Consider the following 23998-nt stretch of genomic DNA (forward strand, 5'->3'; position numbering starts at 1 on the left):
TGAGTTTGGTCACTTACATTATACATGAAAAAGGGGGTCATTGCTTTTTTATTCGTAAAAAGTGATGAAATCCTTGAAAATATAAGGTTTTAAACAAAAATAGGACTGTAAAACTTTACAGTACCCATACCTTACAGGAGGGTATTTCATGACAATTGTAGAAGAAATAAAGAAGTTAAAAGAAGAAAAAGATGCAGTGATTCTTGCACACTACTATGTGCGTCCTGAGGTGCAGGAGATTGCTGATTACATAGGAGATTCATTTTATTTGAGCAAGGTTGCTACAAAGTTAAAGGAGCAGACAATCGTTTTTTGTGGTGTTTCCTTTATGGGCGAGAGTGCAAAGATTTTAAATCCAGAGAAGACCGTTTTAATGCCGGATATGAATGCGGATTGTCCAATGGCGCATATGGCAGAAATCGAGACAATCAAGAAGGTTCGTTCAGAATACGATGATCTTGCAGTAGTATGTTACATCAATTCTACTGCAGCGCTTAAGGAGTATTCTGATGTTTGTGTTACTTCCGCAAATGCAGTTAAGATTGTAAAGAAACTGCCGCAGAAGAATATTTTCTTTATTCCTGACCGTAATCTGGCTCACTATGTTGCCAGTCAGGTACCGGAGAAGAATTTTGTTTATAATAATGGATTTTGCCCGACACATGAGCGTATTGAGGCGGAAGATGTTGCGAATGTAAAGGCACAGCATCCAGATGCACAGATTGTTGCCCATGGAGAATGCCAGGAGTCTATTCTCTTAATGGCAGATTATGTTGGAAGTACTTCCGGCATTATTAATTATGTTACAGAGAGTGACTGTCAGGAATTTATCGTATGTACAGAAGAAGGTGTTGGTTATAAGTTAAAGACACAGAATCCAGATAAGACATTTTATTATCCAGACAGGCTTCCAGTCTGCCCGAATATGAAGAAAAATACTTTAGAGAAGATTCTCCATGTATTGAAGACAGGAGAGAATGAAGTGCATGTCAGTGATGCTTTAAGAGAGAATTCTAAAAAACCTCTCGAAAAGATGCTTGAGCTGGCTGCAAAGTAGTAAGCAGGAGGTAAACAGCAATGGATTTTAGGACAGATGTAGTAATAGTCGGTACAGGTGTAGCCGGTGCATTTTCTGCGTTAAATCTTCCAAAAGATAAAAATATTATTATGATTACCAAATCAGATTTAGAGAGCAGTGATTCTTTTCTTGCACAGGGCGGTATCTGTGTTTTAACAGATGAGAATGATTATGACAACTATTTTGAAGATACGATGAAGGCAGGGCATTACGAGAACCGTAAAGAATCAGTTGACATTATGATTCGCAGTTCTCAGGAGATTATTCATGACCTGATTGGTTATGGTGTTGATTTTGCTCATGACGGTGATAAACTTCTTTATACAAGAGAAGGGGCACATTCCAGACCGAGAATTCTTTTTCACGAGGATATCACAGGACAGGAGATTACGAGCAAGCTTCTTGCACAGGTGAAAAAGCTTTCGAATGTAACGATTTATGAATATACGACCATGACAGATATTATTGTACAGGACGGACATTGTGCAGGTATTATCGCTAAGACAAAGGATGGCGAGATCATGCACATCCATGCTGAGGATACGATTTTTGCAAGCGGTGGTATCGGTGGATGTTATAAGCACTCCACAAACTTCCCTCATCTGACAGGAGATGCGTTAGACATTTCTAAGAAGCATGGGATTCGTTTAGAGCATCTTGACTATGTTCAGATTCATCCTACCACTCTTTATTCCAAAGAACCGGGAAGAAGATTTTTGATTTCTGAATCGGTACGTGGAGAAGGTGCGGTTCTCTATAATAAGAACGGAGAACGTTTTGTAAATGAGCTTCTTCCACGTGATGTTGTTACGAAAGCAATCAAGGCACAGATGGAAAAAGACGGAACCAATCATGTCTGGCTTTCTATGGAACATATTGATAAAGAGACGATTCTCAATCATTTCCCTAATATTTATCAGAGATGTCTGGAAGAGGGATATGATGTATTAAAAGAGTGGATACCGGTTGTCCCTGCACAGCATTATTTTATGGGTGGTATCTGGGTAGACAGTGACAGCAAGACTTCTATGGACCATCTTTATGCTGTTGGTGAGACAAGTTGTAATGGTGTACATGGAGCGAATCGTCTGGCAAGTAACTCTCTTCTTGAAAGTCTTGTCTTTGCAAAAAGAGCCGCACGTAAGATCTGTGGTTTAGAACAGACCGTTAAACCTGTAGACTTCAGTGAATCTGCAGCTGTATAAACTTATCGTATAAATTTATGTATTATTTATATAGAAAGGAAACTACCTATGAATACAATTTCCATGAAACTTCAGGCAGACGAATTGATTCGTCTCGCTCTGCAGGAAGACATTTCCAGCGAGGATGTTACAACCAACTCTGTTATGAAAGAGGCTGTAGAAGGTGAAGTACAGCTCATCTGTAAGCAGGATGGTATTGTTGCCGGACTGGATGTATTTAAAAGAGTATTTGAATTATTAGATGAGAACACAAAGACAGAATTTCTCTGTAAAGATGGGGATGCCGTAAAGAAGGGACAGCTCATGGGAACAGTTACCGGAGATATTCGTGTGCTTTTATCCGGTGAACGTGTTGCACTGAACTATCTTCAGCGTATGAGTGGAATCGCCACTTACACACATACGGTTTCTGCTCTTTTAAAAGGAACAAAGACAAAGCTTTTAGATACAAGAAAGACAACCCCTAACATGCGTATTTTTGAAAAATATGCTGTTCGTGCCGGCGGCGGATTTAATCACCGCTATAATCTTTCCGATGGGGTTCTTTTAAAGGACAACCATATCGGTGCAGCAGGCAGCGTAGCAAAGGCTGTGCAGATGGCAAAGGAATATGCTCCATTTGTACGTAAGATAGAAGTTGAAGTTGAAAATCTTGAAATGGTAAAAGAAGCAGTAGAAGCTGGTGCGGATATTATCATGCTTGACAACATGTCTGTTGAGGAAATGAAAGAAGCGATTCGTATTATTGACGGACGTGCTCAAACAGAATGTTCTGGTAATGTAACAAAAGAAAATATTGACCATCTGACTTCTCTTGGAGTAGACTATATATCAAGTGGTGCGCTGACTCATTCCGCACCTGTTCTTGATATTTCACTGAAGAATCTTCACGCTCTGTAATTAATGAAAGGGAAAATGATACACAATGACTGGTTCGAAACGAAGAGAAGAATTAATTAATACAATAAAAAGCAGCACTTCACCAATTTCCGGTAAGACTCTGGCACAGCTTTATGATGTCAGCCGTCAGGTAATCGTGCAGGATATCGCTCTGCTTCGTACCGCAGGTTATGACATTATCTCTACCAACCGTGGATACATTTTGAATGCTCCGCATGCAATTACAAGAGTATTTAAAGTCAGTCACACAGATGCCCAGACAGAAGATGAACTTTACTCGATTGTGGATTTAGGCGGCACTGTTGTAAACGTAATGGTCAATCACCGGGTATACGGTCATATGGAAGCCCCACTTGGCATTTCTTCCCGATTAAAAGTAAAGGCATTTATCGATGATATTAAGAACGGCAAGTCAAGCCCTCTTAAAAACATCACATCTAACTACCATTACCATACAGTAGAAGCAGATTCCGAAAAAACACTCGATTTGATTGAAAAAACACTTGAAGAAAAAGGATACTTGATTACAGAAGTATAAGCAGTTTGTATGATTACAAAAGAATATCTGTCTGTATTTCATTTTGTAATGACTCAAAATAATGCTTCATAATTAAAGAAACGGACAACGCATATTATTCTGGCGTTGTCCGTTTTTTAAATATATAATAACTTCTATGGATTTCACAGCCGATTCTATATATTCCTGCTTTTACTTTTCAGTGGTATCTATTATAATGTAATGATACCAGAGTCAAAAGTCAGAAAGCCGATGCAAGCTTGATTGCGAGAGTGTAAGGCACGTAGCAATCTGGTATCAAAGGGGAATTATACAATTACAGTAATACCAAATATACAGGCAGGTGAAATCATGAATGAAAAAACTGTCGGAATGCTTTTTAAATTTACCGGCGTATCCGTCCATACTATTAAATACTACGAAAAACTGGGGTTGATTTCCTCAAGCAGAAGAGAACAATCCAATTATCGTTCCTACGATGTAAAAAGCTGTACAGATATTTATGAATGTATGAAATATCGAAATATGGGATTTTCCTTAAAAGACATCCAGCTTCTTCTTAAAGAAGGGGATAATGCTCTTCTTTCGTCACTTCTTGAAAAAAGAAGTCAGGAACTTGCTACAGAGGTAACGGAATTACTAAATACTCGTGAACTTATAGAAAATTATCGAAAAGAACTGGCCGATTTGGACCGCAGACTTGGCAAATGGTACATTGAGGATTGCCCTGACTTTTATTTTCGCCGTCAGACAAAAGGACTGAACTACATGGATGAGGCCTCCTGTGAATCCGATGGAATCAATCTCGCAGAATATGCTCCTAAAAGCAGCTCTTTACTGGAACTTTCTCCCGAGTACTTCAAAGGAGATCTTTCTGCATTTTCATGGGGACATGGAATCTCTGTAGATACGGATAATGATTTCATGAAAGATAAAAAAGGATTTGAAAAGATTTCCGGAGGCAGAATGTTTACTGCTTACCTATGCCTTGGAGACCATTACGCTTCTGAGGGAGACTTGATTAACGAGTTCCTTCGTTATTATAATGAATATAAATCCGGTATTCCTAAAGCTTCTGTGTATGGCTTCCGCCTGCGGATTACTCTTGATGAAACTGGGGAAAGGAAAGACTATTTTCGCATACAGCTTCCATTATAACGGGTTTTTTACTATTTAATTCATTAGGGAACAGACGAAAATAAAAAGAATAGACCATTGCAACTGTAAAGATATCACTGCGTAGAAAATGCCTGTTCGGCATTTTTACTTGTTCCCACATTACATTTGCAATGGTCTAGTATTTTTATTTTCTGTTTGTTGGCTTCACGTGAATGAATTCAATAGTCTTTGGGAGGGATAAGGGGGAGAGGTCAGAAGACTCCTGCTACCCAGAAAGTATGCCTGTTCGGCATTTTTACTTGCTCCCACATTACAGTTGCAATGGTCTAGTATTTTTATTTTCTGTTTGTTGGCTTCACGTGAATGAATTCAATAGTCTTTGGGAGGGATAAGGGGGAGAGGTCAGAAGACTCCTGCTACCCAGAAAGTATGCCTGCCCGCATTTTTACTTGCTCTCACATTACAGTTGCGATGCTCTCTCCACTATGCTGACTTTTTTCAAGTTTCACTGATGATAAGATGCTACTGCAATTTATCGCTGTACATGATACATTTATCATTATATTGTCGCAATACATCGCTTTTATCAATGCGTGTCATACGTTGCATGATGCACATCTCGTAGCAAGATAACTCTAAAGGTGACTACTTTATTTTTTGTAAAATGACAAGCCCTTTTTCTTTTCTACTTGTTATAGAAAGAAAATAATCGTCTGGACGATACATCTTCCGAGCAAGTAGAGGACTTCTGACTTCTCCCCCCTTATCCTGCCAAAACACAGAAAAAAGAAATAATACCCTATCCCAGATGCGGCTTCGGAGCGTATTTAAGATGCGGATAAGCATCTTAAACACAGCGACTACAGAGCAGATGGGATAGGGTATTATTTCTTTTTTCGTCTGCTTTCCTCTAATGAATCAAATAGTTGTTTAAAGTCTAAAACCTGTGAGCCGCTCACAGGTTTTTTATCATTTTCTAAACTATTTCTAAACCATTGATACACTCAGAAACTGTTTTTATTCACTTGAAAAAATTCCCAAATTTAAAGAAACAGCTCGAACACTTTTACTGTTAGTTACAAAAATTTTTTCGTTATTTTATACAAAAATTATTATGATTTTTATATATTTTGACAGATTGACCTGCGAGCAAGACATAGTTATATAATTAACAATATAAGCTGTTCGAGTTTATATCTCCTGTAATTTAAATACATATTTTACTGTATATACTCCGACATAAGCAAGAGTTAGAAAGGACATACAAATGACACCAGAAGAAATCAAAAACACAAATTTTGAAACCTTTTTCCAGGCAGTTCCACAGATGAAAGAAGTTCATCATATAAAGGCAACTGGTCAGGAAATCTACCATGTTTATAAACATGACGTTGTTTATGTTACACGTCCGGAGGGTGAGCGCACATTACAAATGCTCGTACCAGAAGTAAAACCGGAATCCGCACAGCAGAAATATCCGACGATTCTTTATGTGCAAGGTTCTGCATGGCTGAAGCAGGATCAGTATAAACGTCTTTCCGCTATGGCTGATCTTGCAAGAAGAGGTTTTGTAACGGCTATTTTACAGTATAGAGAAAGTGATCTGGCTGCTTTTCCTGCACAGATTCAGGATGCAAAAACCGGCGTAAGATTTTTAAGAAAACACGCAGAAGAATATCATATCGATGTAGATAACATTTTCATCATGGGAGATTCCAGTGGCGGACATACTGCTGTACTCGCCGGAATCACTGCCGGACAGGACATTTTAGATACAGAAGATTACAATGAATTTTCTTGCGAAGTAAAGGCAATCGTTGATTTTTACGGTGTGACAGACGTTCGTCAGAAAGAGGACTTCCCTACCACTTTAAATCAGGGCGAGCCAGACAGCCCAGAAGGAAAATTAATCGGTGGCAATAATGTTTATGAACATCCTGAACTTTCTGTTCCAGTCACCTGCGCTAATTATGTAGAAAAGGATACACCAATTCCTCCAATCCTTATGATGCATGGAACAGGGGATGACACCGTATCTTGGAGACAGAGCGTACGCCTTTACAAAAAACTTCGCGAAGAAGAAAAAGACGTTACATTCTATATGCTGGAAAATGCGGTTCATGGCGATAACGCTTTCTGGACAACTGAAAATCTTAACATTGTAGATGAATTTCTTAAAAAACATATTTAAGTAAATAACTATAATAAACGAAAGGATTTATTTATGAACGCTACTTTAGTCATGGCATTTATTCTGATTCTCATTGTAGTTGCCACTGTTATAACAAAAAAACTTCCATTTAACTTTGTCCTTTTCATTGCACCGGTTCTTTGTGCACTGATTCTTGGGCATTCCATAGAAGAAACAAGTACTTTCATCGTAGAACAGCTTGCTTCCATGATGAAATCGGCTGGATTTATGCTCTTGTTTGCATTTCTGTATTTCCAGATGCTTACAGAAGCCGGTGTATTCGACACGATTGTTTCCGCTATCACAACAAAACTCGGAAATAAGATGAATGTAATTGTTATAATGGTTCTGACAACCCTCATCGGCGGTTTCAGTATCCTGACAGGTAACTTCACACCTGCATATCTTATTACATTTCCACTGATGGTTCCTCTGTATAAAAAGTTTGACTTTGATAGAGAAGCGGCTTTCATCATTGCACAGACAGCCATGTCCGCAATGTGCTTTATCCCTTGGGGAATCGGAATGGCATACACAGCTTCCTCTGCCGGTTTAGATGCCAATGAGCTCGCATCCGCATCTATGCCTTGGGGATTATGTTTCATTCCGGCGATCATTTTCCAGTGGATCTACTTTGGAATCAAACACAAAAGACGTGTCGGAACATTTCAGGCAGTTACTACAAACATAGAAGCTGCAGCACAACAGGAGGAGAATCCAAACTGCAGACCAAAACTCTTCTGGGTAAACCTGATCATCTTCATTCTCTGCCTTGTGGCACTCGGAATCTTTGGCATTGCACCATACTTCGTATTTATTTTTGCAACAGTAATCACTGCAATGATCAACTACAAAGACAATTTCGGAGAAATATTCAACAAAGTTGGACCAATGTACTTAAACATCCTGCTCATGCTCCTTGCAATTAATGTATATCAGGCAGTATTTAATAACACAGGTATGGTAGAAGCCCTCTCAAACGGACTTATGCAGGTTTGTCCATCTTTCCTGTTAAGATACATTCACGTTATCATGCTTCTTCTGTGCGTTGTCATCATTTACGTTGTACCATTCCAGATCTTCAATGCTCTGTATCCGGTATTTATTTCTATCGGCGCAGGATTTGGAATTCCAGCTGTTGCAATTATTGCACCGTTTGTATGTAACCTGTCACTTGCAACAAGTTCTACACCAACGAACTCTTCCACTTATACTGGATGTGCATTGACAGAAACGGATGTACAGCACTACTGTAAGAAAGCAGTACCGGTTCAGACAGTTACAAATGCAATCGTTGTGTTAACAGCAGTACTCTTCCATGTACTAAAACTGTAAATCCTGATTTATAGTTTTAATGTAGACGAAAAAAGAAAAAAAGAATACATCCCATCTGCTCTGTAGTCGCTGTATTTAAGATGCTAGTCCGCATCTTAAATACGCTCCGAAGCCGCATCTGGGATGTATTCTTTTTTTCTTTTTTCTGGCTATCTAAATCTACAGTTGGCGAGAATGGGGATTTTCCAGAAGGTTATGGATTCTCGGGGAATTAAAGTCTAAAGGATTGACGCATTCTTCTGGAGTTTTCCATTTGAATAGAAATTGTATACTTCTGGGGAATCCTTTTCGTTTCTTGTACAGTTATAAAGGAACAGGCTCAAAGGTGGGCGAAAAGATATGATGATAAAATCGTCTCTATTTACGAAGTAAGGTTAAATACGCATTTAAATATAAAAGAATTTAAGGATATGACAGATGAATGGTTAGATTTTATTATTGATTGTCGTTCAGGAAAACCGCATCAATATGATATTGTAATAGGAGCGATGGCAAATGATCAGATTTATAATTATGTTTCAGATTATATTGATGGAACCATTACAAGAGAACAGTTCTGGGTGTTAGCTAAATTCAAATATCCAACGCATCAGATTAATTTTTGTACACGAGAAGCTTTAAAATGCTTAGAATATAGAGGATATGAGGAGACGAGATGATGGAAAGACAACTGGGAAGAGAAAGCCAGAAAGACAACGACTTATTTTATACATGTTCACTTATTGACTATATTGCCAGAAAAACAAAAAATAAGAGAGTAGCAGTGGTAGATGCATTAGGCAAAGAACGCATTGCAAAAATATATGACTTAGCGGATATTTACCATAGCGATAATATAGAGCGGGTGAGTGATGATTTTATTGAAGAAGCAAAAATTTCCGTTGGAAATTTTGATAATGTGGGGGAATGTCAGTATGCGGTTCCTTCCCATTGGGATATCGGAAAAGTATATAAGCGCTTGATAAAACAAGTGGCTTTAGAAAAAAAGATAGACGTAGTAGATGCAATTATTGAAGTATATCATTCTTTTATTAGTGACAAAATAGATGATTATAATAGTAGTGTTTATTATGAAAATCCAAGTTATATATTTGAGTGTTTTATTCAAAATAAAATATTATAAAATACTAATTTGATGGACTAGAGAGACGAAAAGCAAAAATTGGATATAAAAGAAAATGTGAAGATAGTCGCTTCGTAGAAAATGCCTGCTCGGCATTTTTATTCGCTCCGACATCACATTTTCTTTTATATCCAATTTTTGCTTTTCTGCTCTTTGGCTCCAGAAGGAAATTAGTATTTAAATCTTGGATGGGAGAGGGGGATTGTCCAGAAGTCTGTGGTTTTTATTTGGAATGAAAATCTCCAGAAGAGGGGTATCTTCTTACAATTCAGCATAGAATTTTGTTTTAGCGGCTGTTTGGTTTTGATAACAAATAACAAATTAGTGATTTATGTTGGAAAGATAACAATTTGAGTGTCAATCCTTTAGAATTTAATTTTCCGGAAGACCATAGCCTTCTGGCACATTCCATGTTGTTAAACCATAGATTTAGATAGTCAGAAAAAAGAAAAAACTAATACATCCCAGATGCGGCTTCGGAGCGTGTTTAAGATGCGAACGAGCATCTTAAATACAGCGACTACAGAGCAGATGGGATGTATTAATTTTTTCTTTTTTCGTCTACACGAAATCTACAAATTAGTAGTTATTAATTTCTTCCTGGAGATATTGAAAGAATAATCCCACATGATATCCATCTGCTACCGCATGAGCAATTGTGATATTAACAGGCATCAACATCTTTCCGCCATGCTGCGTATACTTTCCCATCAATACAATTGGGAAAAAAGAAGGTTCGCCATTAGAGACTCTGCTGCCATAACCGGTAAATGTTGTCCATGGCGTACAGGATATACAGTAAAAATTAGCAGGTTGTCCTTCTTTTGCTTTAATCCCTTTTTTCGTTGCGGCAGTAGCCATATCTTTTAGGATATCTTGATAAAATGTATCAAAATCTTCGGAAAAATCTGTCCAGCAATCAGAAAAAGTATGGTCATCATTATGAAAAATGGTATAATTCGGAATGATTTTGTCCCAGGCGCAAAGATATCCATATTTATCTTTAAACATTTTAAAATTCTCGATGCGGTTTAATGTCTTAGTAACAAGATAAATCATAGCAGGGTAAAACTTGTAACCTTTTGAATGACAAAAATCCAATACATTTTTTACATCAACATTAGCGGTAATATTGTATTCAACTTTTAATTGTTTAGTATAGTATTCGTAATGTTCCCTGCGTGCCCAGGTCTCCATATTAATTTTTTTGTAGCCAGTCATATGTAACCCTCCTCCATGTGTTATATTTTCTGGTTGATAAACTAAAAAATGTTATACAATACTTACTCTTAAGATATATTTATTATACAATGTTTTTTCTTTTTTGACCATTAATTATATAGCCGGGATTCTTTTCCTATATTTTAAATATTCTATAAATTTTTCAATTGCAGGAGTCATTTTTTTCTGGTCTTTCATTGCCAATACAATTTCTCGTTTCATAGATATTAACAATCGTTCTTATTATGATCGACAAAAATATACCCACTTCTGGAGAATCCCCTTTTTCACCAACTGTAAATTTAGAATAACCAGAAAAAAGAAATACTGGCATATCCCAGATGCGGCTTCGGAGCGTGTTTAAGATGCGAACGAGCATTTTAAACACAGCGACTATAGAGCAGATGGGATATGCCAGTATTTCTTTTTTCGTCTATACGAAATCTACAAATTCGTATTTATTTTTCGTCTCCTAATAACTTGTGTTTCAGATCGAACAGTTTCTGTGAAAGATCCACATATACAGTCTGAGGATTCATCAGTCTTCTGTTCTCATCCCACAGTGTATTCAGTTCCTGCTGGCAGTATGCTTTGATGTCCATAACAGCAGGAGAGGAGTAGACGCACTGTCCGTTTAAGAATATTGGAACGAGCATTTCGCGGATCTGATAGCTGCCTGCTGGAAGAATGGACTTTTTCCAGGTGGAGATTGGATCAAAAATCTTTAAATCTTCTGAAGGGTCAAATGTTTCACCAACGAGGCAGATTAAGTCAGCCTTAATCTTACTACTTTCTTTATCATAAATACGATAGATTGTTTTGTTGCCTGGGTTTGTGATCTTTTCCGGATTTTCGGAAATCTTAATCTTGGCGGTGAATTCTTTGTCACCAGGCTTTTTAATAGCGGCAAGTTTGTATACACCACCAAAGGCCGGGTTATCTGATGAAGTGATAAGGTTGGTACCGACACCCCATGAAGTTACCGTACAGCCCTGTGTTTTTAAACTGTTGATCAGGTATTCGTCAAGGTCGCTGGAAGCGGAAATAATCGCATTTGTAAATCCTGCATCATCTAACATTTTGCGGGCTTTTTTGGACAGATAGGCGATATCGCCGCTGTCTAAACGGATTCCAAGAAGTTTGGATGTGATTCCTGCATCACGCATCTCTTTAAATACTTCGATTGCGTGTGGAACACCGGACTTTAAGGTGTCGTAAGTGTCTACTAAAAGGATGCAGGCATCCGGATACATCTTTGCGTAAGTGCGGAAGGCAGTAAGCTCATCCGGAAAGCTCATGATCCAGCTGTGTGCATGTGTTCCCTGAACAGGAATACCGTAAAGTTCTCCGGCAAGTACGTTAGAAGTACCGGTACATCCGCCGATAACGGCAGCTCTTGCACCGAGTGTTCCGGCATCTGGTCCTTGTGCACGACGAAGACCAAATTCCATGACACCGCCGCCAGCAGCATAGTCAACACGAGAAGCCTTTGTTGCGATGAGACTCTGGTGGTTGATAATATTTAAAATAGCGGTTTCGACAAGCTGTGCTTCCATGATAGGAGCGATAACTTTGACAAGTGGTTCTTTAGGAAATACAACGCTTCCTTCTGGGATTGCGTAAATATCTCCGCTGAAATGAAAGCCGGCAAGATAGGAAAGAAAATCTTCTTTAAAAATACCGAGTCCTCTTAAATAATCAATATCTTCATAAGAAAATGACAGATTCTTTATATAATCAATTACCTGATCGAGTCCGCAGGCAATGGCATAGGCGCTGCCGGATGGATTTTTACGATAAAAAACATCAAAGACAACGGTATCATTGTTGCCTTCAAAAAAATATCCCTGCATCATAGTGAGCTCATACAGGTCAGTCATCATAGTTAAATTGTTAGAAAACATAATTCTTACTCCTCTGTTCCAATACGAACGGTTGGTTCTCCTAATTTAGTAATATAATCGCTGTTTACATAGCCTTTGTAGCTCTTTTTTTCTCCGCTTAAGACTTCAACGTATGCATAATTCGTGCCGGCAGTAAATTCAAGAACTTCAAGATGTGTCATCGGTTCAAGATCAGTAATTGCATCAGAGTCTGCACTAGCTTCGGAACGAAGAGTGAGAGACTGGTATACATCAGCCACATAAACATTCTTATTCTCAGAATCAGTATCTTCAGTAGTAGATTCCGCTGCATTCTCGCTATCTTCTACAGTAGAAGGCAGGGAAATAGATGCCTTTGCCTTCTGGCTAGGAATGGAAAAATACAGCAGGCAAAATCCGCCAAGGACGGTGCATGCAACAACAATCGCACAAAGAAAAGATACAATCAGTTTTTTAAACATAGGAACTCCTTTCTAATTAAGGAGTATTGTAGCATAATATAATGTAAAATGAAAGAAAATTTGTTGACAATTTATTCTGCCTAGTATATGATTATCTGTGATAAAAACGTTGATGGAGACAGTAAGAATTCGCGAACGCTTCAGTGAGACGGAGATAGTGGGAACCCGTTGTCAGTAGAGAATATCTGAACATCACTCCTGAGTTGCACTGCTGAAGAGTTACAGTAAGCAGTGACGGAATCTCACCGTTAGCAGAGAAGCATATGTCAGTATGTACAGGTGGTATAATGATAGTTCAGGCTTTCATCCTTTTACTGGGGATGGGAGCTTTTCTTTTTTGCTGGAAAGTCTGGTCTGCACATAGGGCATAATAATATAAATTTATTTAATCTAAAAATAGTTAAATTAAAATGACTAAATTAAGGAGGACGTATCGTGTATAAGAAAGTATCCACGAATCTCAATTTTGTAGAGAGAGAAAAAGAAACTGCACAGTTTTGGAAAGATCATGATATTTTTAAGAAAAGTATCGAAACAAGAGAAGGTGACCCTGTTTACACTTTCTACGATGGACCGCCAACAGCGAATGGTAAGCCTCATATCGGACATGTTTTAACTCGTGTTATTAAGGATATGATTCCTCGTTACCGTACAATGAAGGGATATATGGTTCCAAGAAAGGCTGGATGGGATACCCATGGACTTCCTGTAGAACTTGAAGTAGAGAAGCTTCTTGGTCTTGACGGAAAGGAACAGATCGAAGAGTATGGTTTAGATCCATTTATCCGCCAGTGTAAGGAATCTGTTTGGAAATACAAAGGAATGTGGGAAGATTTCTCAAAGACGGTTGGTTTCTGGGCTGATATGGATAATCCATACGTAACATACAACAATGACTTTATTGAGTCTGAGTGGTGGGCTTTAAAGACAATCTGGGATAAAGGTCTTCTTTATAAAGGATTTAAGATCGTACCTTACTGCCCTCGTTGTGGAACACCTTTATCTTCTCACGAAGTAGCACAGGGATATAAGGCTGTAAAGGAACGTTCCGCAGTTGTTCGTTTTAAAGTTGTTGGTGAGGATGCCTATTTCCTTGCATGGACAACAACTCCTTGGACACTTCCAAGTAACGTGGCTCTTTGTGTAAACCCTGAAGAGACTTACTGTAAAGTAAAGGCTGCAGACGGTTATGTTTATTACATGGCAAAAGAATTATTAGATAAGGTTCTTGGCGGACTTGGAACAGAAGAAACACCAGCTTATGAGATTCTTGAAACATATAAGGGTACGGACCTTGAATATAAAGAATATAAGCCATTATTTGAAGGTGCTGCAAAAGCTGCGGAAAAACAGCATAAGAAAGCACATTTTGTAACATGTGCAGATTATGTAACTATGTCAGACGGTACAGGTATCGTACACATCGCTCCTGCATTTGGTGAGGATGATGCACAGGTTGGAAGAAAGTACGACCTTCCATTTGTTCAGTTTGTAGACGGAAAAGGTAATATGACAGAAGATACACCTTATGCCGGATTATTTGTAAAAGATGCCGATCCGAAGGTTCTTGTTGACTTAGATAAAGAAGGCCTTCTTTTCGATGCGCCTAAGTTCGAGCATGATTATCCTTTCTGCTGGAGATGTGATACACCACTGATCTACTACGCAAGAGAATCCTGGTTCATCAAGATGACAGCAGTAAAAGATGACCTGATCCGTAATAATAATACGATCAACTGGATTCCAAAGAGCATCGGTGAAGGTAGATTTGGTGACTGGTTAAATAATATTCAGGACTGGGGTATTTCCCGTAACCGTTACTGGGGAACACCATTAAACGTATGGCAGTGTGAAGGCTGTGGAAAGATGGAGTGTATCGGAAGCCGTCAGGAATTAGAAGAAAAGAGCGGAAATCCAGAAGCACGTACAGTAGAGCTTCACAGACCATATATTGATGCGATTACTCTGACTTGTCCTGATTGTGGCAAGCCAATGAAGAGAGTACCAGAAGTTATCGACTGCTGGTTTGACTCAGGAGCAATGCCTTTTGCACAGCACCATTATCCATTTGAAAATAAAGAACTTTTTGAGCAGCAGTTCCCTGCACAGTTTATTTCTGAGGCAGTAGACCAGACAAGAGGATGGTTCTATTCCTTACTTGCAGAGTCCACACTGTTATTTAACAAGGCTCCATATAAGAATGTAATCGTTCTTGGCCACGTACAGGATGAAAATGGACAGAAGATGAGTAAGAGTAAAGGAAATGCCGTAGATCCGTTTGATGCATTAGAACAGCATGGAGCAGATGCGATCCGCTGGTACTTCTATTCAAACAGTGCACCTTGGCTGCCAAACCGTTTCCACGCAGATGCGGTAACAGAGGGACAGCGTAAATTCATGGGTACTTTATGGAATACGTATGCATTCTATGTACTTTATGCCAATATCGATGAATTTGACCCTACAAAGTACAGATTAGAGTACGATAAATTATCTGTTATGGATAAATGGTTATTATCAAGACTGAATTCATGCGTAAAAACAGTGGATGAGTGTCTTGCAAACTACAAGATTCCGGAAACAACAAAGGCATTACAGGCATTTGTTGATGACATGAGTAACTGGTATGTACGTCGTTCTCGTCAGCGTTTCTGGGCAAAAGGAATGGAGCAGGATAAGATTAATGCTTACATGACTCTGTATACAGCACTTGTTACGTTTATTAAAGCATCTGCACCAATGATTCCATTTATGACAGAAGATATTTACCAGAATCTTGTAAAGAGCGTAAATCCAGATGCACCGGAAAGTATTCATTTATGTGACTTCCCTGCTGTAGATGAAGCGATGATCGATGAAAAACTTGAGATAGATATGGGTGAGGTTCTTGACATCGTTGTTCTTGGACGTGCAGCACGTAACGCCTCAGGAATTAAGAATCGTCAGCCAATCGGACAGATGTTTGTAAATGGCGAAGCCGCTTTAACAGACTACTACAAACAGATTATCGAAGGTGAGCTTAATGTAAAAGATGTTATATTCAAAGAAGATGTATCAGATCTTACCGACTATACATTTAAGCCACAGATGCGTATTCTTGGACCAAAATACGGCAAAGATTTAGGAAAGATCCGTAATATTTTAGCAAACCTTAACGGAAGTGCGGCTAAGAAAGAATTAGACGCAAATGGCTTTTTGACAATAGAGTTAAACGATGATAAAATCAAGTTATTGCCGGAAGAGTTATTAATTGATATGTCACAGAAAGAAGGATATGTTTCCCAGACAGATCATGGAGTTACCGTAGTACTCGACACGAATCTGACACCGGCACTTTTGGAAGAGGGATTTGTAAGAGAAATCATCAGTAAAGTACAGACAATGAGAAAAGAAGCCGGCTTTGAAGTGACAGACCACATTACTGTATACGAAGATGGAAATGATAAGATTAAAGAAATCATGACCAAATATGCTGATGAGATTAAGAATGATGTATTGGCAGACGATATGTGTGTAGACGCAGAAGGTGGATATTCCAAGGAATGGGATATTAATGGAGAAAAAGTAAGATTAGGTGTCGAGAAAAAAATGTAATCTTAAAACCTTTTAAACACTTGTTTTTAGCGAGCAGTTTTTGACCAGTGGCACTCAGATTTTGCGGCGTATGTACTACGTACGTCTCAAAATCTGAGGCTGACTGTTCAAGTCGAGCAGTCGCGAGACTTGGCGCGTGATTCTGGTCAGCGAAAGCAGGCACGAAAAAGATTTCAGGATTGCACGAGATAATTTAGGAGGATCAGTTCATTGATTAAAAAGGATACTTTCGACAAAGAAAAGTTCAAAAAAGAATTAGAGTCCAATGTCCGTATGCTGTTTCGTCGTAATCTTGACGAGGCAACAACACAGCAGATTTATCAGGCTGTTGCCTACTCAGTAAAAGACGACATTATTGACAACTGGATCGAGACACACAAAGCATACGAAAAACAGGACAAGAAAATGGTTTACTACATGTCCATGGAGTTCCTTATGGGAAGAGCTCTTGGAAACAACATGATTAACCTTCTTTGCTATGATGAAGTAAGAGAAACATTAGAGGAATTAGGACTTGACATGAACCTTATTGAAGATCAGGAGCCGGATGCAGCTCTTGGTAATGGTGGTCTTGGACGTTTAGCAGCCTGTTTCCTTGACTCTCTTGCTACACTTGGATACCCGGCTTACGGATGTGGAATCCGTTACCGTTATGGTATGTTCAAACAAAAGATTGAGAACGGCTATCAGGTAGAAGTACCAGATAACTGGCTTAAATACGGAAATCCTTTTGAAATCAAGAGAGATGAGTATGCTGTAGAAGTTAAGTTTGGCGGTTATGTAGATGTTGAGATGCATAATGGAAGACAGAAGTTCGTTCAGAAGGGATATCAGAGTGTACGTGCCGTACCATATGATATGCCAATCGTAGGTTATGGCAACCATATCGTAAACACACTTCGTATCTGGGATGCAGAAGCAATCAATAACTTTAACTTAGATTCTTTCGATAAGGGTGAATACGAAAAAGCAGTTGAGCAGGAGAATCTTGCAAGAACAATCTGTGAAGTATTATATCCAAACGATAATCATATGGCAGGTAAAGAACTTCGTCTGAAACAGCAGTATTTCTTCATTTCTGCATCTGTTCAGCGCGCAGTTGCAAAGTATAAACAGACACATGACGATATCCGTAAGTTCCACGAGAAAGTAACATTCCAGCTGAATGATACACATCCTACTGTAGCAGTAGCAGAGTTAATGAGAATTCTCGTTGACGAAGAAGGTTTAGAGTGGGATGAGGCATGGGAAGTTACAAGAAAGACTTGTGCTTATACAAACCATACCATCATGGCAGAAGCTCTTGAAAAGTGGCCTATTGAGCTTTTCTCAAGATTACTTCCACGAGTTTACCAGATCGTAGAAGAGATTAACCGCCGCTTCGTAATTGAAATCCAGAACAAATATCCTGGAGATCAGGAGAAGATCCGCAAGATGGCAATCCTCTATGATGGACAGGTAAGAATGGCTCACCTTGCAATCGCAGGAAGTTATTCCGTAAACGGTGTTGCCCGTCTTCATACAGAAATCCTTAAGAAACGTGAGTTAAGAGATTTCTATGAGATGATGCCTGAGAAGTTCAACAACAAGACAAATGGTATTACACAGAGAAGATTCCTTCTTCATGGTAACCCATTACTGGCAAGCTGGGTAACAGATAAGATTGGTGATGACTGGATCACTAACTTAGATCATCTTAAACATTTAAAAGTATATGTAGATGACGAAAAGTGCCAGCAGGAATTCATGAACATCAAATACCAGAATAAAGTACGTCTTGCGAAGTACATCAAAGAACATAACGGAATCGATGTAGACCCACGTTCCATCTTTGACTGTCAGGTTAAGAGATTACATGAATACAAACGTCAGTTAATGAACATTCTTCATGTAATGTATCTTTATAACGAATTAAAAGCACATCCAGATATGGATATTGTTCCAAGAACATTTATCTTTGGAGCAAAAGCAGCAGCCGGTTACTACACAGCAAAGCTTACAATCAAGTTGATTAATGCAGTAGCAGACAAGATTAATAACGATCCATCCATCAACGGAAAGATCAAAGTTGTATTCATTGAAGATTACCGCGTATCTAACGCGGAGCTTATCTTTGCAGCAGCCGATGTCAGCGAACAGATTTCCACAGCTTCCAAAGAAGCATCAGGAACAGGTAACATGAAGTTCATGTTAAACGGTGCTCTCACATTAGGAACAATGGATGGAGCTAACGTTGAGATTGTAGAAGAAGTTGGTAAAGATAACGCATTTATCTTCGGTTTATCTGCAGAGCAGGTAATGGAATATGAGAAAAACGGAAACTACAATCCAAGAGATGTATACAACAACAACCAGGACGTTCGTCAGGTACTTACACAGTTAGTAAATGGATTCTACTCACCAGAGAACCCAGAACTGTTCAGAGCACTTTACGACGCACTCCTTGAGAAAGACACTTACTTCACACTGTTAGACTTCGATTCTTACAAAGAAGCTCATAACAGAATCGACGCCGCTTACCGCGATGAACAGCACTGGGCTAGAACAGCAATGCTCCAGACAGCATCCGCAGGTAAGTTCTCCTCTGACCGTACGATTGAAGAGTACGCAAAAGAGATGTGGCATCTTGAAAAAGTGACACTGTAATTTATTAAATAAACAGACGAACCCTAAGAAAGAAAATATCCTAAGATTACAAATATTGGGATTTTTTCTTTCTTGGGGTTCTTTTTTTGCCTAAAATTTCCCCGATTCCTTTTTTTACCGTTTTTATTGCCTGTTTGAATAAAAAAATTTATTGATTACTAGAATAAATTAGTTAAATTTTATATTTTAAAAAAGTATTTTGCAAAAAATACGATAATAATTTGCTTTTTAGGTGTAAAAAGTATAAAATAAAGCCATGGAACACTCTGATAGATTTTTGGAGGGCAAGATGGGAGCAACAATAGATGAAATCATTGATTCCCTGAAAAGGGGACAGGGAAAAAGAGTCTCAGATCTGGTAAAAATGGCATTAGAAGAAGGAACAAATCCGCAAACGATTCTGGAGGAAGGTTTTTTGTCCGGAATGGAACAAGTGGCAGAGAAGTTTCGAAAAGAAGAGGTCGGAGTACCGGAGATTTTGAGCGTTACTAGGGCACTAGACAGAGGTGTTTCTACTCTGCGGCATTATAGTGTGGGACGTGCCAAAAAAGAAATTGGAACCGTTATAATAGGAACAGTAAAAGGGGATTTACATGACATCGGAAAGAATCTTGTAAAGATTATGATGGAGAGTAAGAATATAAGAGTGATTGATCTGGGCGTGGATGTTTCACCAAGAAGATTTCTTGAGGAGGCAGTGGGAAGTCATGCTCAGATTGTATGTTTAAGCGGCATTATGCCTCATTCTGAAGAGGATATGAGAGCTGTTGTTGAAGAGTTTGAGATGAAAGGTATTCGGAATCAGTTTTACTTTATGGTGGGCGGTTATTTCCTTACAGAGAAACAGGCGAAAGAAATTGGAGCAGACTGTTATACGGAGGATGCATGTAACTGCGCAGAGAAGGCCTGTCGTTATCTGACAAAGAAGGATAGAAAGAAGAAGAAACATTGATTTCTGACCAGTTAGGTTGGATCATACTGATGTTTGGAGGACAAAGCATTGACGGAAAAGAATAATATCTATATTGAGGACGTAGTAGATGTAAAAGAACTTCAAACTCTGCAGGATAACTGGGCAAAAGCGACAGACCTGGCTTTTGTAACGGTAGACTGTAACGGAACACCGATTACAAAGCAGAGTAATTTTACACCTTTTTGTAAAAGGCTTCGTGAGCTGGATGCATTTCGTGAAAAGTGTTACTATTGTGATGCCTGTGGAGGACGGAAAGCAAGAAGGATTGGCAAAGCATATGTATATATATGCCATGCAGGACTGATTGATTTTGCAATTCCTATTATGATAAAAGGACAGTATGTGGGAGCTTTCCTTGCCGGACAGGTTACCAGCACAGATTTTGCAGATTTAAAGAAGATTACGACACAGAGCGAGGATTGGAAGGATAATCAGGAACTGGTTGAACTCTACAATCAGGTAAAAGAGGTATCTGTAGAGAAGATTCAGGCTGTGGCACAGATTATCTGTGATAGCTATAATTATTCTGTGGAGAGAGAATATGCGAATAAGGTAGATGCAGAACTTCGCGAAAAGGATTATAAGCTCATGAAAGAAGAGAAGCTTCGTATAGAGATGGAGAAGTCTCTTCGGGATATCGAGTTAAAAGCACTGCATTATCAGATTAACCCGCATTTTCTTTTTAATGTGCTGAACACGATAGGAAGACTTGCTTTTTTTGAAAATGCAAAGATGACAGAAGATGTTGTATATGCATTTGCAGATATGATGCGTTACATTTTAAGAAAGAGTAGAGACCCGTTAAGCTCACTTCGAGATGAGCTGACACATGTACAGAATTATCTTAAGATTCAGAAGATCAGGCTGGGAAGCCGGCTGCAGTATTCAATTAATATATCAGAAGCATATTACAGTGTGAAGCTTCCGTTTCTTTCCCTGACTACTCTGGTAGAGAATTCAATCAAGTATGCAGTAGAGAATAAGGCTTCCGGTGGGATGATCGAAGTGAACGGAAGAGAAGAAGATGGGGATTTATGCATTGATATTATTGATAATGGAGATGGAATGTCACCTTCAAAGATTGTCAGTGTTTTGCGTGGAGATGCCTATAAAGATAATGAAAAAGGCTCTGTTGGACTTTATAATATTAACTCCAGATTGCTTCATTACTTTGGAAACGAATATGCTCTCGTAATTGAAAGTGAGAATAAACCTTCTATGGGAATGAAGGTAACAATAAAGGTGCCGTTGGTACAGGAATAAAGAAAATGAAGCAGCGAAACAACGGGATTACGGAATAATAGCAGAAATAGCAGGGGTAGTAAAAAATAATAGAAATAGTAGAAATAACAGAAATAGAAAGGCAGAGAAACCTTGTATAAGATATTAATTGTAGAGGATGAAGAATTAGAAAGAACCTCCATGAAGATTTTTCTGGAGGAAAATTTATTAGATGTAGAGATTGTCGGAGAAGCGAAGAGTGGTTTTGAAGCAGTAGAGATGATTGATTCGAAAGATATCAATCTTCTGCTAGTAGATATTAACATACCTGGGATAGATGGTATGGAAGTAATTAAATATGCAAGGAAAAAACTTCCAAAAGCTGTTATTATTATAACAACTGCATATGATGATTTTAATATTGCGCATAGAGCAATAAAGTTGAAGGTGGATGATTTCCTGCTCAAACCTATCAGAAAAGAGGTTTTACTTGAGTCTGTGAAGTCATTTGCAAGCCGTTTAGGAGAGGGACGACAGACCGGCAAGAGTAATAAATTGCTTTCAAAGTTCGAAATGGAATTAAAAAAATGCTCTTATAAAGCTTCTGTAGACATTTTAAGAGAGTACATAGACCAGTTATACTTAGAGGAGCATGATGTTAATATTATATCAAAGAGACTGCAGGAGGTTGCTAAGACAATCGTGCGTATCAGTGAGGAACTTGGAATCGTTGATACGAATGAACTTGTAGTTCAGATGGAGAAGCTTAAGATTAAGTATCTTCTTTATAATAATAAACATGATGCCTATAATGAAATTATCAAGATGGTAGACATTCTCTTTGATAAGATGAATATCAAGGGTAAGCTCTCAGAAGGGGGCATGAAGGCGGTTATCGATTACATAGAGAGAAATCTCAAGAAGGGAATCAGCCTTGAGGATGTTGCAAACCATGTGAATATCAGTACTTATTATTTAAGTAAGATATTCAAAAAAGAGATGGGTGTGAACTTTATCACCTATGTCACAGACCGGAAGATGGACCTGGCAAAAGAAATGCTGGTCAACACAGATATTCCGGTGCTTAATATTGCCTTGGATCTGGCGTATAATGAAGCGAATTACTTCAGTAAGGCCTTCAAGAAGAAGACCGGATTAACGCCGTCTGAGTATAGAGAAAAGTACAGAAACAGAAAGGAGGAGGAAAATGAAACGGTTTAAACTTTCCACTGAAGTTTTATTCAGTGAAGACGCCATAGACGCACTTCTTGAAGAAAAAGATGAGAATGCGGTCCTGATTACTGATAAGTTTATGGTAGATTCAGGTATGGCAGACATAATCTTAAAGAAGCTGTCTAATTGTAAAGAGGTTTCCGTTTTCAGTGAAGTTGTCCCTGATCCACCAATGGATCTGATTGAAAGGGGTATCGCATTTTTGCAGGATAAGGACTGTGATGTCGTAGTTGCTCTTGGAGGAGGTTCTTCCATTGACGCGGCGAAGGCCATTGTATATATGGCTAAGAAGATTGACGAAAAGCAGAATCCTGATAATCAGAAGAAGATCAAACTGATTGCCCTGCCGACAACAAGTGGTACAGGTTCCGAAGTTACACAGTTTGCTGTTGTAACAGACAGTAAGACAGGGGTTAAGATTCCATTGATTGATGAGAGTCTTATGCCAGATATTGCTATCCTTGATCCGGAACTTGTTAAGTCAGCGCCTCCGTTTATTACAGCGGATACAGGAATGGATGTTATTACCCATGCTCTTGAAGCTTATGTTTCAGAGACAGCAAGCGATTGTTCTGACTGTCTGGCAGAAAAAGCTGCAGAGCTTGCTTTTGAATTTCTTCCACGCGCTTACCGCAATGGTTATGATATTAAAGCAAGAGATAAGATGCACAGAGCATCCTGCCTTGCAGGTATGGCATTTAACCTTGTAAACCTTGGTGTAAACCATGGTATCGCTCATGCTTTAGGAGCAATCTTCCACATTCCACATGGAAGAGCCAATGCGTTAGTACTTCCTTATGTTATTGAGTTTAATGCTGATATGGCAAGAGAAGGCGCAAAACACAGCAATGACGCAGCAAAGAAATATCAGAAGATGGCAAGAATCGTTGGCCTGCCAGCTCCTACACCTAAAGTTGGTGTGGCTAATCTGATTGCAGAGATCCAGCGTCTGTTAAAATATATGGATCGTCCACAGTGTATGTCCGAATGTGGCGTCAGTGTAGAAGAATTTAATAAACACAGAGAAGAAATTGTGCGTCGTGCATTGGCTGATGCATGTACACAGGCTAACCCTAGAAAGGTTACAGCAGAAGATATTAATAAAATTCTTGATCATATTGCAAAATAGTAGCGTTTGTATACAGAATCATTTGCTGCTCTGTGGTGAATATGGCAACAAAGTATCATGAATATAAATAAATGCATGAGTTTTTATGTGTTTAAAAACTAAAAATTATAGGCACTAGCCAAGTAATTTTGTGAAAAGTGCTATATAATGATACTATCCTGTAAATCAA

Annotated in this window: 17 protein-coding genes and 1 pseudogene; 15 read left to right on the forward strand and 3 right to left on the reverse strand. The window is 38.7% G+C overall.

What is annotated here, in order from left to right:
* Positions 1-148: 148 nt before the first annotated feature.
* The 9 genes and pseudogenes from nadA (at position 149) to FYJ25_RS10885 (ending at position 9468) form a co-directional block, all read left to right on the forward strand.
* The gene (gene nadA / locus FYJ25_RS10845; RefSeq protein WP_154581306.1) at positions 149-1057 is read left to right on the forward strand and encodes a quinolinate synthase NadA; all 909 of its coding nucleotides are present in this window, start codon (positions 149-151) and stop codon (positions 1055-1057) included.
* A 20-nt stretch (positions 1058-1077) separates the two neighbouring features.
* Positions 1078-2283 carry an L-aspartate oxidase gene (locus FYJ25_RS10850; RefSeq protein WP_096241313.1) on the forward strand — a complete coding sequence of 402 codons (1206 nt, stop codon included), beginning with the start codon at positions 1078-1080 and terminating at the stop codon, positions 2281-2283.
* Positions 2284-2331: 48 nt separating this feature from the next.
* Complete coding sequence (nadC, locus tag FYJ25_RS10855; RefSeq protein ID WP_096241312.1) at positions 2332-3183, forward strand: carboxylating nicotinate-nucleotide diphosphorylase; 852 nt, start codon at positions 2332-2334, stop codon at positions 3181-3183.
* 25 nt (positions 3184-3208) lie between these two features.
* Positions 3209-3721, forward strand: a complete 513-nt coding sequence (locus tag FYJ25_RS10860; protein WP_021906356.1) for a transcription repressor NadR — start codon at positions 3209-3211, stop codon at positions 3719-3721.
* Positions 3722-4051: 330 nt separating this feature from the next.
* Entirely contained in the window at positions 4052-4858 is an 807-nt protein-coding gene (locus tag FYJ25_RS10865; RefSeq protein ID WP_154581307.1) for a helix-turn-helix domain-containing protein, read from the forward strand.
* A gap of 1228 nt (positions 4859-6086) precedes the next feature.
* Complete coding sequence (locus FYJ25_RS10870; RefSeq protein ID WP_154581308.1) at positions 6087-7010, forward strand: alpha/beta hydrolase; 924 nt, start codon at positions 6087-6089, stop codon at positions 7008-7010.
* 33 nt (positions 7011-7043) lie between these two features.
* Complete coding sequence (locus FYJ25_RS10875; protein WP_154581309.1) at positions 7044-8345, forward strand: SLC13 family permease; 1302 nt, start codon at positions 7044-7046, stop codon at positions 8343-8345.
* Between the two features lie 296 nt (positions 8346-8641).
* Positions 8642-9004, forward strand: a pseudogene (locus tag FYJ25_RS10880) (DUF3990 domain-containing protein); the annotation flags it as partial.
* Positions 9004-9468, forward strand: a complete 465-nt coding sequence (locus FYJ25_RS10885) for a hypothetical protein (protein ID WP_055298544.1) — start codon at positions 9004-9006, stop codon at positions 9466-9468. The pseudogene FYJ25_RS10880 and the gene FYJ25_RS10885, both read left to right, overlap by 1 nt.
* Before the next feature lie 579 nt (positions 9469-10047).
* Here FYJ25_RS10885 and FYJ25_RS10890 read toward each other — a convergent pair.
* The 3 genes from FYJ25_RS10890 to FYJ25_RS10900 form a co-directional block, all read right to left on the reverse strand.
* Positions 10048-10689, reverse strand: coding sequence for a chloramphenicol acetyltransferase (locus FYJ25_RS10890; protein ID WP_154581310.1), 642 nt, complete (start codon positions 10687-10689; stop codon positions 10048-10050).
* A gap of 458 nt (positions 10690-11147) precedes the next feature.
* Positions 11148-12593, reverse strand: a complete 1446-nt coding sequence (locus FYJ25_RS10895) for a nicotinate phosphoribosyltransferase (protein ID WP_021907055.1) — start codon at positions 12591-12593, stop codon at positions 11148-11150.
* A gap of 5 nt (positions 12594-12598) precedes the next feature.
* Positions 12599-13033: an SH3 domain-containing protein gene (locus FYJ25_RS10900; protein WP_154581311.1), complete on the reverse strand. Its 435-nt coding sequence runs from the start codon at positions 13031-13033 to the stop codon at positions 12599-12601.
* Positions 13034-13468: 435 nt separating this feature from the next.
* Here FYJ25_RS10900 and ileS point away from each other — a divergent pair, with 435 nt between their 5' ends.
* The 6 genes from ileS to FYJ25_RS10930 all read left to right on the forward strand — a co-directional run bounded on the left by ileS (position 13469) and on the right by FYJ25_RS10930 (position 23829).
* Positions 13469-16627 carry an isoleucine--tRNA ligase gene (ileS, locus tag FYJ25_RS10905; RefSeq protein WP_330578343.1) on the forward strand — a complete coding sequence of 1053 codons (3159 nt, stop codon included), beginning with the start codon at positions 13469-13471 and terminating at the stop codon, positions 16625-16627.
* 210 nt (positions 16628-16837) lie between these two features.
* Positions 16838-19273, forward strand: coding sequence for a glycogen/starch/alpha-glucan phosphorylase (locus FYJ25_RS10910; protein WP_096241307.1), 2436 nt, complete (start codon positions 16838-16840; stop codon positions 19271-19273).
* 289 nt (positions 19274-19562) lie between these two features.
* Positions 19563-20225 (forward strand): cobalamin B12-binding domain-containing protein, encoded by a 663-nt coding sequence (locus tag FYJ25_RS10915; RefSeq protein WP_021907059.1) that lies wholly within the window; start codon positions 19563-19565, stop codon positions 20223-20225.
* Positions 20226-20273: 48 nt separating this feature from the next.
* On the forward strand, positions 20274-21509 hold the full coding sequence (locus tag FYJ25_RS10920) for a sensor histidine kinase (protein WP_021907060.1): 1236 nt from the start codon (positions 20274-20276) through the stop codon (positions 21507-21509).
* A gap of 111 nt (positions 21510-21620) precedes the next feature.
* Complete coding sequence (locus FYJ25_RS10925) at positions 21621-22688, forward strand: response regulator transcription factor (protein WP_021907061.1); 1068 nt, start codon at positions 21621-21623, stop codon at positions 22686-22688.
* Complete coding sequence (locus tag FYJ25_RS10930) at positions 22675-23829, forward strand: 1-propanol dehydrogenase PduQ (RefSeq protein ID WP_021907062.1); 1155 nt, start codon at positions 22675-22677, stop codon at positions 23827-23829. The genes FYJ25_RS10925 and FYJ25_RS10930 overlap by 14 nt, the downstream gene beginning before the upstream one ends.
* The last annotated feature ends 169 nt before the right edge of the window (positions 23830-23998 follow it).

The sequence above is a fragment of the Anaerobutyricum soehngenii genome (genome assembly GCF_009697165.1).
In the GTDB taxonomy this organism is placed as follows: domain Bacteria; phylum Bacillota; class Clostridia; order Lachnospirales; family Lachnospiraceae; genus Anaerobutyricum; species Anaerobutyricum soehngenii.

What these genes read in the sequence shown, in the direction of transcription:
- FYJ25_RS10890 (WP_154581310.1), bottom strand. Translation starts at nt 10,689, where the DNA reads ATGACTGGCTACAAAAAAATTAATATGGAGACCTGGGCACGCAGGGAA.
- FYJ25_RS10900 (WP_154581311.1), bottom strand. Translation starts at nt 13,033, where the DNA reads ATGTTTAAAAAACTGATTGTATCTTTTCTTTGTGCGATTGTTGTTGCA.
- nadA (WP_154581306.1), top strand. Translation starts at nt 149, where the DNA reads ATGACAATTGTAGAAGAAATAAAGAAGTTAAAAGAAGAAAAAGATGCA.
- FYJ25_RS10870 (WP_154581308.1), top strand. Translation starts at nt 6,087, where the DNA reads ATGACACCAGAAGAAATCAAAAACACAAATTTTGAAACCTTTTTCCAG.
- nadC (WP_096241312.1), top strand. Translation starts at nt 2,332, where the DNA reads ATGAATACAATTTCCATGAAACTTCAGGCAGACGAATTGATTCGTCTC.
- FYJ25_RS10850 (WP_096241313.1), top strand. Translation starts at nt 1,078, where the DNA reads ATGGATTTTAGGACAGATGTAGTAATAGTCGGTACAGGTGTAGCCGGT.
- FYJ25_RS10895 (WP_021907055.1), bottom strand. Translation starts at nt 12,593, where the DNA reads ATGTTTTCTAACAATTTAACTATGATGACTGACCTGTATGAGCTCACT.
- FYJ25_RS10875 (WP_154581309.1), top strand. Translation starts at nt 7,044, where the DNA reads ATGAACGCTACTTTAGTCATGGCATTTATTCTGATTCTCATTGTAGTT.
- FYJ25_RS10915 (WP_021907059.1), top strand. Translation starts at nt 19,563, where the DNA reads ATGGGAGCAACAATAGATGAAATCATTGATTCCCTGAAAAGGGGACAG.
- FYJ25_RS10885 (WP_055298544.1), top strand. Translation starts at nt 9,004, where the DNA reads ATGGAAAGACAACTGGGAAGAGAAAGCCAGAAAGACAACGACTTATTT.
- FYJ25_RS10865 (WP_154581307.1), top strand. Translation starts at nt 4,052, where the DNA reads ATGAATGAAAAAACTGTCGGAATGCTTTTTAAATTTACCGGCGTATCC.
- FYJ25_RS10860 (WP_021906356.1), top strand. Translation starts at nt 3,209, where the DNA reads ATGACTGGTTCGAAACGAAGAGAAGAATTAATTAATACAATAAAAAGC.
- FYJ25_RS10930 (WP_021907062.1), top strand. Translation starts at nt 22,675, where the DNA reads ATGAAACGGTTTAAACTTTCCACTGAAGTTTTATTCAGTGAAGACGCC.